This window comes from Streptomyces sp. NPDC002788 (genome assembly GCF_053592115.1).
The window spans coordinates 43,121-56,114 of sequence record NZ_JBSFVB010000029.1 but is presented as its reverse complement, the minus strand read 5'-3'; the positions used below and the strand labels follow the sequence as shown (position 1 = coordinate 56,114).

General features: G+C 73.7%; 5 protein-coding genes and 1 pseudogene. 5 read left to right on the top strand and 1 reads right to left on the bottom strand.

The window, feature by feature from the left end; all coding sequences use genetic code 11:
* Positions 1 to 29 precede the first annotated feature (29 nt).
* Entirely contained in the window at positions 30 to 1,532 is a 1,503-nt protein-coding gene (locus ACWD1U_RS35395) for an FAD-dependent monooxygenase (protein ID WP_451113474.1), read from the bottom strand.
* A 342-nt stretch (positions 1,533 to 1,874) separates the two neighbouring features.
* Between ACWD1U_RS35395 and ACWD1U_RS35390 the strand changes: the two genes are divergently transcribed.
* The 5 genes and pseudogenes from ACWD1U_RS35390 to ACWD1U_RS35370 form a co-directional block, all read left to right on the top strand.
* Positions 1,875 to 2,189 carry an acyl carrier protein gene (locus ACWD1U_RS35390; protein ID WP_451113467.1) on the top strand — a complete coding sequence of 105 codons (315 nt, stop codon included), beginning with the start codon at positions 1,875 to 1,877 and terminating at the stop codon, positions 2,187 to 2,189.
* The gene (locus ACWD1U_RS35385; protein WP_451113466.1) at positions 2,186 to 3,436 is read left to right on the top strand and encodes a cytochrome P450; all 1,251 of its coding nucleotides are present in this window, start codon (positions 2,186 to 2,188) and stop codon (positions 3,434 to 3,436) included. The genes ACWD1U_RS35390 and ACWD1U_RS35385 overlap by 4 nt, the downstream gene beginning before the upstream one ends.
* Entirely contained in the window at positions 3,433 to 4,185 is a 753-nt protein-coding gene (locus tag ACWD1U_RS35380) for a thioesterase II family protein (protein ID WP_451113465.1), read from the top strand. The genes ACWD1U_RS35385 and ACWD1U_RS35380 overlap by 4 nt, the downstream gene beginning before the upstream one ends.
* 52 nt (positions 4,186 to 4,237) lie before the next feature.
* Complete coding sequence (locus tag ACWD1U_RS35375) at positions 4,238 to 7,396, top strand: type I polyketide synthase (protein WP_451113464.1); 3,159 nt, start codon at positions 4,238 to 4,240, stop codon at positions 7,394 to 7,396.
* Positions 7,397 to 7,481: 85 nt separating this feature from the next.
* Positions 7,482 to 12,992: pseudogene (locus ACWD1U_RS35370) on the top strand (SDR family NAD(P)-dependent oxidoreductase); the annotation flags it as partial.
* Positions 12,993 to 12,994 lie beyond the last annotated feature (2 nt).

Sequence of the window (12,994 nt, the reverse complement as noted above, 5' to 3'; positions counted from 1 at the left end):
TCCGTGGACCGGTCACCAGGGGCGTGCGTTCAGCCGCGCAGTGCCGGGCCGAACCAGGTGGCGAGGGCGGTCCGCAGCGCGTCGGTGCCGCCCGCGCCGCCCTCGTCGGCCGCCCAGGCGACATGGCCGTCGGGGCGGATCAGCAGCGCGGCCGGAGCGGGGACCTCGCCGATGGCCGGGACGGTCCAGTGGTCGTCCTCGCCGCGCGCCTCGACCAGGTCCACGCGGTCGGCCCAGCCGCCGGCGACCGCCGCCACCTCGGGGCTGCCGTGCAGGTCGAGCAGGACGGGGCGGGCGGCGTGCAGCAGCTCGTGGACGCCGATGACCCCGTCGGCCGTCTTCAGGTCGGCGTCGGGGACCCGGCGGCCCTCCAGCGGGTGGTCGCCGTCGGCCGGGTAGCGGATGTCCAGCGCGGTCAGCAGGTGGCGCAGGTACCGGTTGACGTCGTCGAACACCATGAGGGAGCCGAACACCTCGCGCAGCGCGTCCGTCTGCGGGCCGGGGCGGACCAGCGCCGACTGCGCCCGGGTGTTGTGCAGCACGCGCGCCGCGACCGGGTGGCGCTCGGCGTGGTAGGTGTCCAGGAGGCTCTCGGGCGCCCGGCCGCGCACCACCGAGGCGAGCTTCCAGCCGAGGTTGACCGCGTCCTGCACGCCCATGTTCAGGCCCTGCCCGCCGGCCGGGAAGTGGACGTGCGCCGCGTCGCCCGCGAGCAGCACCCGGCCCTTGCGGTACTCGGCGGCCTGCCGCGCGGCGTCGCTGAACCGGGAGACCCACCGTGGGTTGCGCATCCCGAAGTCGGTCCCCGCGACCCTGATCAGCGACTCCCGCAGCTGCTCGAACGTCACGGCGTCGTCGCGGCCCGCGACCCGGTCGAACTCGGAGGTGATCACCCGGAACCAGCCCGGCTCGAAGGCGATCGCCGAGTAGTCGCCGGCCGGAGTGCGCCGCACCCAGACGTAGTCCTCGGTCAGCTCCGGGAGTTCGACGTCGCCGATCAGCGCGGTCATCGTCGCCTCGGTGCCGGGGAAGTCGATACCCGCCAGCTTGCGCACGGTGCTGCGCCCGCCGTCGCAGCCCACGAGGTAGTGGGCGCGCAGCGTCGCGGGCCCGGCGTCCGGTGTGTTCAGCTCGACCGTCACGCCGTCGTCGTCCTGGCGGACGCCGCTGATCTCGGCCGACCTGCGCACCCGCACGCCGAGTTCGGCGGCCCATTCCTCCAGCAGCCGCTCGATGGTGGACTGGAGGATCATCAGCGGGTAGGGGTGGCGGGACTCGGACTCGTCGAACTCCAGGTAAAGGCCGGCGAAATGGCCCACCGGTTGGAGCTCGCCCTCCGCCAGGAAGCGGTCCAGGATCCCGCGCTGGTCCAGCACCTCCAGGGTGCGGGAGTGGATCCCGCCGGCCCGTGACTCGCCCGTCGGTTCCGCGAGCCGCTCGGCCACCACCACGTCGACGCCGGCCAGCCGCAGTTCACAGGCGAGCATCAGGCCGGTCGGCCCGGCGCCCGCGACCACCACGTCCGCGTCCATGCCGGTGTGTTCCACGTCGTTGCCCCTTCATTTCCAGTGCTGTTCCACTGATATTCCAGTGCCGCTTCACTGAGCCTGTGGCGGCGTCGGGTCATTTCCGTATGCACGGAACGCGAGCCGCGTGCTTACTTCCCCTGTCCCGCCGGCGGGACGGCTGTTCGGGGAGCGGATGTTCCGGAAGTGTCAGCGTGCGGGCGTACCGGTGCGCTCTCAACCCCACCGGCCGGCGGGCGCAGCACACCGCCGGCAGCGGTGTGCGGAAAGGCGAACGCACGCGACACTCAATTCGGCCATTCGAGGAATGTGTCTCGCCGGCGGGACAGTGCGAAGGAAGGGCTGGAAATGGAATCCTCACCGCAGGTGCTCCACGAGCGAGGTGGGCAGGAAGAGACGCCGCAGCGGCAGGCCGGGCCTTCGGGCGTATCGGCGACCCTGGCGCAGGAGATCGCCGAGCTGTGGGGGGAACACCTCGACAGCCCCGAGGTGGGCCCGGAGGACGACTTCTTCGCGCTCGGCGGCAATTCACTGGCCGGAATCAAGATCATCGAACGGGTGCTCCAGGACCACGGCGTCCGGCTTTCCGTGCGCGACTTCTACCTCGCGGGGACCCCCACCAAGGTCGCCGAGCTGATCGAGCAGGGGAGGGCCGGGGCGTGAGGCTGACGCCGGGTCCCGCGCGCGACGTCGACCTCGACAGCGTCGATCTGTTCGACCTGGACCTCTACTCCACGGGCGATCCGCACCCGATCTGGGACGTGATGCGCGAGCAGGCGCCCGTGCACCACCAGGTCCTCCCGGACGGCCGGGAGTTCTGGTCGGTCACCCGCTACGAGGACGTCCGCCGGGTGCTCGGCGACCACCGGGAGTTCACCTCGGAGCGCGGCACGGTCCCGACCCACCTCGGGACGGACGACGCCGCCGCCGGCGTACTGATGACCTCCACCGACCCGCCCCGGCACACCGAGGTCCGCCGGCCGCTCAACGCCAAGCTCACCGCCCGGGCCGTGCGCTCCTGGGAGGACAAGATCCGCGCGACGGTCCGCCGCTTCCTGGAACCGGCGCTCGACGGCGGGACCTTCGACCTGGCCGAGCAGGCGCTGCTGCTCCCCGCGCTGGTCACCGGCCCGCTCCTCGGCATCCCCGAGAAGGACTGGGCGGAACTCGTCCAGCTCACCGCGATGGTGACGGCCCCCTCGGACCCGCACTTCCTGGTGGGCAGCGAAGCGGCGACCCTGGCCATCTCCCACCACGAACTGCTCAACTACGTCCGGGACTGGGCCACCACGCGGCGGGCGGACGGCGGCGAGGACGACAGCCTGCTGCACCACCTCATGAGCGTCCGCCCCGGAGGCGAGCCGCTGACCGACGAGGAGATCGCCCTCGACGGCTACAGCATCCTCCTGGGTGCCAACGTGACCACCCCGCACACCGTCTCCGGCACCGTGCAGGCGCTCATCGAACGGCCCGAGCAGTTCGCCAAGGCCCAGGCCGACCCGACGCTGATCCCCAACCTGGTCGAGGAAGGGCTGCGCTGGACCTCGGCCGCCTGCAACTTCATGCGGTACGCGGTCGACGACGTCCAGATCGGCGGGGGCACGATCCCGGCACGCGGGGCGGTCGTCGCGTGGATCGGATCGGCCAACCGGGACGCGTCCGTGTTCCCCGACCCGCACACCTTCGACATCACGCGCGACGGCGCCAAGCGCCACGGCGCGTTCGGATTCGGACCGCACTTCTGCATCGGGGCGCCACTGGCCCGGATGACGCTGCGCATCTTCTTCGAGGAACTGCTCGATCAGTTCGCGTCGATCGAGCTCGCCGGTGAACCGCAGCACCTGCGGTCGTACTTCATCGCCGGGATGACCCACCTCCCCGTCGCCGCCCAGAAACGGCACACCCCATGACATCCGGTCCCTCCACCGCCACCGCCACCGCCACCGCGTCGCCGTGGTTCGTGCGGCCGCCGTCCGCCGGGAGCGCCGCCCGGCTCTTCTGCTTCCCCTTCTCCGGTTCCGGTGCGTCGGCCTTCAGCGCCTGGCCCACCGCCCTCGACGACGTCGAGGTCTGCCCGGTGCAGTTCCCCGGCCGCGAGAACCGGCTCGCCCACCCCCACTACGGCACCTACGAGAACCTCGCCGCCGACCTCACCGGAGCGCTGGCGCCGCTGCTGGAGCGGCCGTACGCGTTCTTCGGGCACTGCGCGGGCGCCCTGCCCGCCTACGAGACCGTGCTCGGGCTCGCCGCACTCGGCCTGCCCGCACCGAAGTGCCTCTTCGTGTCGGGCCAGCCCGCACCGCACGACGCCTCGCGCGACCGGATGCTCACCATGACCGAGCCCGAACTGCGCGCCGAGGTGGAAAAGTTCATCCGCGGCCGGGGCATCGAGCCGCGGCCGGACATGGTCGAGCTGGGCCTCATGGTGCTGCTGCGCGACCACGCCGCGGCGGGCGCGTACCGCAGACAGGACCCGGCCCCGGTGCCCTGCCCCATCGTCGTCCTGCACTGGCGGGACGACCCCGACGTGAGCCTCGACGACCTCCAGGGCTGGCGCCGGTACGCCGACTCCGTCGAGTTCCGGGTCGTCGACGGCGGCCACTACGACTTCATGGACGCGCCGGAAGAGCTGCTGAAGACGCTGACCCGTTGGCGGTGACAGGAGTGCAGCCCGTAAGAGCCGTACGCCGAGGGAACCGGAAGGACATCACATGAGTGGCGCAGCCACCGATATTGCCGTCATCGGGATGTCGTGCCGCTTCCCCGGTGTGCACGACCTGGACGCGTTCTGGCGCCTGCTGCTCGACGGGCGGTCGACCGTCGGCCGGTTCCCCGCGCACCGGGCGGCCGACACGCAGCGCACGTCCCCGCCCCACCCGGACGCCGACACGGTGAACGCGGGGTCCTTCCTGGAGGCGATCGACGGCTTCGACGCGGAGTTCTTCGGTACGTCCCCCGGCGAGGCGGCCGCGATGGACCCCGTGCAGCGGCTGGGCCTGGAACTCGCCTGGGAGGCCGTCGAGGACGCCGGGCTGCCGGCGGCCACGCTCGCGGGCCGCGACATCGACGTCGTGGTCGGCGCCGCGCCCTCCGGGTACGACCTGCTGCGCAAGCTGTCCGGCAGCGACCGGGACGACCACTACGCCGCGCTCGGCTCGTCCGGTGCGCTGATCGCCAACCGGATCTCCAACCTCTTCGACGTCCGCGGCATGAGTTTCTGCGCGGACTCCGGCCAGTCCTCCTCCCTGGTCTCGCTGGCCCTGGCCTGCGACCGGATCCGCGGCGGTGCGGTCGACACGGCGCTCGTGGGCGGCGTGCACCTGATCGCCGACCCGGAGGCGGGACTGGGCCTCGCCAACCTGGGCGCACTGTCGCCGGCCGGCGACTGCTTCCCCTTCGACGAACGGGCGGGCGGCTTCGTCCGCGGCGAGGGCGGGGCGTTCGTCCTGCTGAAGCGGCTCGACCTCGCCGTCGCCGACGGCGACCACGTCTACGCGGTGGTGCGCGGCTGGGGCGTCGGCAGCGGCGGCGCCTCCTCCCGGATGCCGGACCCCAGCCCCGCCGGGCAGGCGGCCGCCGTACTGTCCGCGCTGACGCGCTCGGCGGTCCCCTTCGACTCGGTCGACTACGTCGAGGCCCACGGCACCGGCACCCGGCTCGGCGACCCGGCGGAGCTCGCCGGGTTGCGCGAGGTGTTCCGGGAGACCGGACGCGGCCGCCCCCTTGTGGTCGGCTCGGTGAAGGCGAACGTCGGGCACCTGGAGCCGGCCGCGGGCATCACCGGCTTCGTGAAGGCCGCGCTGTGCCTGGACCGCGCCCACCTGGTCCCGCAGGTGAACTTCCGGTCCCCGAACCCGGCCGTCCCCGACTTCGACGAGCACTTCGAAGTGGTCCGGGCCGCGCGGCCCTGGCCGGGCACGCCCGAGAGGCCGCGGCGGGCGGGAGTGACGTCGATCGGGATGGGCGGCACCAACGCGCACGTCATCCTCGAACAGGCCCCCGAGACGCCGACGCGGGCCGAGCCCCGTGCCACGGACGAGGACCCGGCTCTCGCCGCCGCGCCCGGAGTGGTGCCGTGGGTGCTGTCGGCGCGGTCGGAGCAGGCGCTGCGGGAACAGGCGGCGCGGCTGCGGGACTTCGTCGCCGCCGACGCGTCGCTGTCGACGGCCGACGTCGGGCAGGCACTGGTGTCGACACGGTCGTCGTTCGAGCACCGGGCGGTGCTGCTGACCGGTGACCGTGACGAGGCGCTCACCGGCCTCGGAACGCTGGCCGCGGGCGGTGACCCGGCACGCGCGGTGCGCGGCACGGCCGCGGGGCGGACCGGCCCGGTCGTCTTCGTCTTCCCCGGCCAGGGCTCGCAGTGGCTCGGCATGGGCAGGCGGCTGTACGCGGAGTCGGACGTCTTCGCACGCTCGATCGACGCCTGCGCGCGTGCCCTGGAACCGTGGCTGGACTGGTCCCTCCTGGACCTGGTGACCGGCGCGGACACGGCGCCGTCGCTGGAGGGCGGGGACACCGTGGTGCAGCCGGCGCTGTTCGCGATGATGGTGTCCCTGGCCCGGGTCTGGGAGTCGCTGGGCGTGGTCCCCGACGCGGTGGTGGGCCACTCGCAGGGAGAGATCGCCGCCGCGTGCGCCTCGGGCGCCCTCGGTCTCGAGGACGCGGCGCGGGTCGTCGCCCTGCGCAGCCGGGTCCTGGCCGCCCTGGCCGGCCAGGGCGGGATGAGCGCGGTGGCCGAGCCCCTCGCCCGGGTCGAGGACCGGCTGCGGCGGTGGCCCGGGCGGCTCTCGGTGGCCACGGTCAACGGACCGGCCTCCGTGGTGGTCTCCGGGGACCTCGAAGCACTGGACGAGTTCGCCGCGTCGGCGGCCGCCGACGGTGTCCGGGTGCGCCGGCTCAAGGTCGCGTACGCGTCCCACTCCCACCAGGTCGAACGCATCCGCGACCAGGTCATCGAGGCGACCTCGGGTGTCTCGCCGCGGCGGACGGCGGTGGAGTTCCACTCCACGGTCACCGCCGAGCCGCTCGACACACGCCTGCTCGGCGGCTCGTACTGGTACGACAACCTGCGCTCGACGGTGCGGTTCGGCGAGGTCGTCGACAAGCTGATGCGCGAGCGAGGCGGCGTGTACGTGGAGATCAGCCCGCACCCCGTGCTCCGGGTGGCGATGGAGGAGACCGCCGACGCGCTGGCGGACCCGCCGGTGGTGGCCAGCACCCTGCACAAGGACGACGGCAGCGCCGGCAAGATCCTCGCGTCCCTGGCCGAACTGCACGTGCGGGGCGTGCCGGTGGACTGGGAACCGGTGTTCGCCGCGCACAGGCCGCGCCGGATAGGCCTGCCGACCTACCCGTTCCAGCGCCGGCGGTACTGGCTGGCGGCGCCCGGGAGCACCGGTACCGCGCACACCGACCCCGACGCGCGGGCGGGCGGACCGGGCACGCGCACCGGGGCGGCCGGCCTGGACACGAAGTCCTCGGTCCTCGACCTCGTGTGCGCCGAGACGGCGGCGCTGCTCAGCGTGAAGGACCCGGACGTGACGGGCCACGCTCTCGTGGCGCGGTCGGCCGAGACCTTCAAGGACCTGGGCTTCGACTCCTCGACGGCCGTGGCACTGCGCAACCGGCTCACCGCGGCGACCGGAGTGCGGCTTGCGGCCACCGTCGCCTTCACCTATCCCAGCCCGCGCACGCTCGCCGCCCACATCTTCTCCCTCCTCGAACCGGAAGAGCCCGAGGCCCCTGAGGCGCCTGACGTGTTCGAGGCGCCCGAGGCGCCCGGGGGACCGGAAACGGCGGAGGAAACGACACCGGAAAGCGGTAATGACGACGATCTGTACGCATTGATCGACCGCGGATACGTGTAGCCACATCTGTTCTTCTGAATCACCGTTGGGGGAGGCCCTGGTGGAGGACGTCGACAAGCTCCGTTCCTACTTGCGACGCGCCGTAGGCGACGCGCAGCAGCTGCGGGAGCGGGTCCGTGAGCTGGAGGAGTCCGCTCACGAGCCCATCGCGGTCGTGGGCGTGGGGTGTCGCTTCCCCGGTGGGGTGACGACCCCCGAGGGGCTCTGGTCGGTCGTGTCCGACGAGGTGGACGCGATCAGCGACTTCCCGACGGACCGCGGTTGGGACCTGGAGGCGCTGTACTCCCCGGACCCGCAGACGCACGGGACGACGTACACCCGCTCGGGCGGGTTCCTGCACGACCTCCCGGAGTTCGACGCGCCGTTCTTCGGCATCAGCCCGCGCGAGGCGCTGGCGATGGACCCGCAGCAGCGGCTGGTGCTGGAGACGTCGTGGGAAGCCCTGGAGCGGGCGGGCATCGACCCGGCCGCGCTGCGGGGCTCGGCGACCGGGGTGTTCACCGGGCTCTACGCCGTCGACTACGGCCCCCGGACGGGCGGCGGGGCGGGCGGTGAGGTGGAGGGCTTCGCGGCCACCGGCACGTACACCAGCGTGGCCTCGGGCCGGGTGTCGTACACGCTGGGTCTGCACGGCCCGGCGGTGTCCACCGACACCGCGTGCTCGTCGTCGCTGGTCGCCGTCCACCAGGCCATGCGGTCCCTGCGGTCCGGGGAGTGCACGCTGGCGCTGGCCGGCGGGGTGTCGACGCTGTCCACGCCGGGACTGCTCGTGGAGTTCTCGCGGCAGCGGGGCCTGTCCGCCGACGGACGGTGCAAGGCGTTCGCCGACGCGGCGGACGGCACCGGCTTCGCCGAGGGCGTCGGCATGCTGGTCCTGGAGCGGCTGTCGGACGCGCGGCGCAACGGACGCCGGATCTGGGCCGTCGTCCGCGGCTCGGCGATCAATCAGGACGGCGCCTCCAACGGCCTGACCGCACCGAACGAACTGGCGCAGCGCCGGGTGATCCGGGCGGCCCTGGCCGATGCCGGGCTCCAGGCGGCCGACGTGGACGTGGTGGAGGCCCACGGCACCGGCACGAGGCTGGGCGACCCCATGGAGGCGGAAGCGCTGCTGGCCACCTACGGGCAGGACCGGGACCCGGACGCCCCGCTGTGGCTGGGCTCGCTGAAGTCGAACATCGGGCACACGCAGGCCGCCGCCGGTGTCGGCGGCATCATCAAGATGATCATGGCGATGCGGCACGGCGTCATGCCCAGGACGCTGCACGTGGACCGCCCCTCGACCCACGTGGACTGGTCGGCCGGCGCGGTCGAGCTGCTCACCGAGGCCAGGGAGTGGCCCGGCACACCGGAACGCCCCCGCCGGGCCGGCGTCTCCAGCTTCGGCATCAGCGGCACCAACGCCCACCTCATCCTGGAGCAGGTCCCCGAGCCCGCCGAGCAGGAGTCCGCCGAGGCCACCGGCCCGGTGCCGTGGGTGCTGTCGGCGCGCTCGGAGCAGGCGCTGCGCGCGCAGGCGGCGCGGCTGCGGGACTTCGTCGACGCCGACCCGTCGCTGTCGGCGGCCGACGTGGGGCGTTCGCTGGTGGCGACACGCTCGCTGTTCGAGCACCGCCAGGTCGTGATCGGCACCGGCCGGGACGACCTGCTCGCCGCCCTGTCCGCCGTCGCCGCCGGCGACGACAACGGCGTCGCCGGCGCGGTGGCGGGAGTCGCGCGGCCGGTCGGCCGGACCGTGTTCGTCTTCCCCGGCCAGGGCTCGCAGTGGACCGGCATGGGACGGGAACTGTGGGAGTCCTCCCCGGTGTTCGCCGAGCGGATGCGGGAGTGCGCCGACGCGCTGGCACCCTACGTGGACTGGTCCCTCCCCGACGTGCTCGGGGACGCCGAGGCGCTGGAGCGCGTCGATGTCGTCCAGCCCGCGCTGTGGGCCGTGATGGTGTCGCTGGCCGAGCTGTGGCGCTCCTACGGCGTGGAGCCCGAGGCCGTCGTGGGCCACTCGCAGGGGGAGATCGCCGCCGCGTGTGTCGCGGGCGCCCTGTCCGTCGAGGACGCCGCGAAGGTGGTGGCGCTGCGGTCGAAGGCGATCCTGGCGCTGTCGGGACGCGGCGGCATGGTGTCGGTCGCGCTGCCGGCCCAGGAGGTGGCGGAGCGCCTCACGGACGGCCTGTCGATCGCGACGGTCAACGGGCCCTCGTCCGTGGTGGTCTCGGGCGACGTGGCCGAGCTGGACGCCCTGCTGGCCGCGTGCAAGGAGGACGGTGTCCGGGCCCGCAAGGTCCCGGTGGACTACGCCTCGCACTCGGCACACGTTGAGGCGATCCACGAGGAACTGGGGCGCGTCCTGGCGGGACTGGAGCCGCGCCCGGCGAAGGTGCCGTTCTTCTCGACGGTGACGGCCGACTGGCTGGACACGACGACACTGGACGCCGAGTACTGGTACACCAACCTGCGCCGCACGGTCCGCTTCGAGGAGGCGGTCAGGGCCCTGGCCGGGCAGGGCTTCCGGTGCTTCGTCGAGGCGTCCGCCCACCCCGTCCTGACGATCGGTGTGGAACAGACCCTGGACAGCGAGGGCGCCGAGGCCGTCGTCACGGGTACCCTGCGCCGCGACGAGGGCGGCCTCGCCCGCTTCCACCGCTCGGCGGCCGAGGCCTTCACGGCGGGCGTCGCGGTGTCGTGGGAGGCGGCCTTCCCGGGCGGCGGCGGCCGGTTCGTCGACCTGCCCACGTACGCCTTCCAGCGGCAGCGCTACTGGATGGACACACCCGCCGAGACCACCGCCGCGAGCACGTCGGACCACCCGCTGCTCGACGCCGTGATCGACCTGCCCGACGACGCGGAGCACGGCGGGATCGTGGGCAGCGGGCGCCTGTCGCCGGAGCGCCACCCCTGGCTCGCCGACCACGTGGTCCACGGCGCCGTCCTGGTACCGGCGGCGGTGCTGGCGGAGCTGGCGGTGTGGGCGGCGCACAAGGCGGGCTGCGACACCGTCGACGAGCTCACCCTGGAAACCCCGCTGGTGCTGTCCCGGACGGCCGACCGCGAGATCCGCGTCGTCGTCGACGCCCGGCGGGCGATCAGCGTGCACTCGCGGGGCGAGGGCGACGCCGGGTGGACGCGGAACGTTGTCGGCGTCGCCGGATCCGGCAGCGCGGACCCCCGCGAGGAGGAAAGCCTCGTCGCGTGGCCTCCCGCGGGCGCGGTCGGCGTCCCCTTCGAGGACGAGTACGACAGGCTGTCCGCCCTCGGATTCGGCCACGGGCCCCTGCTGCGCGGTCTGAAGCAGGTGTGGCGCCGCGACGACGTCCTGTTCGCTGAGGTGGAACTGCCCACGCCCGACGGCGCCGACCGCGGCGCGTTCCGGATCCACCCGGCCCTGCTCCACGCCGCGCTGCTCCCGCTCGGCCTCGGACGGATCGTCGACAACTCCCGTCCCGAGGGCTGGCTGCCGTACCGCTGCACGGGCCTGCGCGTCGACTCCACCGGGACCGCGGTGCTGCGCGTCCGCCTCGCTCCCGCCGGGGAGAACACGCTGTCCCTCACCCTCGCCGACCAGAAGGGGACCCCGGTCGGCGGCGTCGCGTCGCTGAGCCTGAGGCCCGCCGACGTCGAGGAGCTGACCGAGCTGGGCTTCGACCACCAGGACTCGCTGTTCCGGCTGGACTGGGCTGCCCTCCCGGTCCCGTCCGGCGGGTCCAGCAGTCCGTACGCGGTGCTGGGCGAGGGCGGGGGCGGGGGCGGGGGCACCCCGGACGCACCCCTGGGGGAACCCGACACGGTCACCGCGGCCCTGGGACGGGGCGCGAAGGTCTTCACCGACCTCGCGGAACTCGCCGCGACCGACGGGGAGATACCCCCCGTCGTCATCGCCGCCCTGGACGGGACCGGCACGGACGGCGACGACACGCCCGCCATCGTCGAGCGGACCCTCCACCGCGTGCTGCGCTGGACGCGGGAGTGGCTCACCGACGACCGGTTCTCCGATTCCCGCCTGGTCGTCGTGACGCGGGACGCGATCAACGACGACCGGCACCCCCGCACCGACCCGGCGGCGGCCGCCGTCTGGGGATTCGTGCGCACCGCGCAGACCGAGAACCCGGGCCGCTTCACCCTCGTGGACACGGACGGCAGGCCCGCCTCGTGGGCCCGCGTCCCGGCCGCGGCCGCCACCGGCGAAGCACAGCTCAAGGTCCGGGACGGACAGGTGGCCGTACCGCACCTGGTCCGCGCCCCCGGCACGGTCCCGGGCCACGACGGAGCCGAGGACGCCCCCGCGCTCGGCACCGGGACGGTCCTGATCACAGGCGGCACCAGCGGCCTGGGCGCGAAGCTGGCCCGGCACCTGGTGGCCCGGCACGGCGTGCACCGCCTGCTGCTCACCAGCAGGCGCGGACCGGCGGCCCCGGAGGCGGCGGCGCTGCGGGAGGAACTCACCGGCGCCGGCGCCCACGTCGAGGTCGTCGCCTGCGACGTCACCAGCCGGGACTCCGTCGCCGGGCTGATCGCCTCGGTGCCGTCCGCACACCCGCTCACGGCGGTGATCCACTGCGCGGGCGTGCTGGACGACGGCGTCGTCCAGACGCTCACCGAGGACCGCGTGGACGCGGTGCTCGCGCCGAAGGTGCGCGGCGCGTGGCACCTGCACGAGCTGACCGCGCACCTCGACCTGTCCGCGTTCGTGCTGTTCTCCTCCGTCGCGAGCGTGCTCGGCACGGCCGGACAGGCCAACTACGCGGCGGCCAACGCCTTCCTCAACGGCCTCGCCGAGGCCCGCCACGCCGCCGGACAGGCGGCCGCCTCGCTGTGCTGGGGCTTCTGGGCGGAACGCAGCGAGATGGTCGCCGACCTCGTCGACGCGGACCTCGTCCGCCTGCGACGCCAGGGCGTGCTGCCGATGTCGTCGCAGGAGGGGCTCGCCCTCTTCGACGCGGCGCTCACCCTGGACGAACCGGTGCTCGTGCCCGCCCGCCTGAGCCTCGCGGCGCCCGACGCCGCGTCGCCGCTCCTGCGCGGCCTGGCCGGCGGACCCGCCGGACCCGGCGGCCCGGCGAACCCGGGCGGCACCGACGGCGGACTCGCCCAGCGGCTGACGTCGCTGCCGCCCCACGAGGCGGAGGCGGCGCTGCTCACCGCCGTCCGGGAGCAGACCGCGCTGGTCCTCGGCCACCCCGACACCGGGCGGATCAGCCCGACCGCGGCGTTCAAGCAACTGGGGATCGACTCGCTCACGGCGCTGGAGCTGCGCAACAAACTGGCGTCGGTGACCGGTCTGAAGCTGCCCGCCACGATCGTGTTCGACCACCCGAACGCGAGCGCCCTCGCGCGGTTCCTGAGCGCGAGCATCGCCCCCGGCCCGGAATCACCGGCCGGTCTCCTGGTCAAGGAGATCGAAGAACTGGGCGCCCGCCTGGAGGACGCGTTCCTCGACCTCGAAGGGGCGGACCAGGCGGCCATTTCCACTCTGCTCGGCGAGCTGCAGGGCCGAGTCCGTTCGATGGCGGGCGCCGGAGCACCCGTCGGCATCGCCGACCAGATCACCTCGGCAGCCTCGGCGGGAGAGCTTCTCGCGCTGCTGGACCAAGAGCTCGGCTAGGG

Coding starts and splice junctions, on each gene's coding strand:
- ACWD1U_RS35380 (WP_451113465.1), top strand. CDS start 3,433: ATGACATCCGGTCCCTCCACCGCCACCGCCACCGCCACCGCGTCGCCG.
- ACWD1U_RS35390 (WP_451113467.1), top strand. CDS start 1,875: ATGGAATCCTCACCGCAGGTGCTCCACGAGCGAGGTGGGCAGGAAGAG.
- ACWD1U_RS35395 (WP_451113474.1), bottom strand. CDS start 1,532: ATGGACGCGGACGTGGTGGTCGCGGGCGCCGGGCCGACCGGCCTGATG.
- ACWD1U_RS35375 (WP_451113464.1), top strand. CDS start 4,238: ATGAGTGGCGCAGCCACCGATATTGCCGTCATCGGGATGTCGTGCCGC.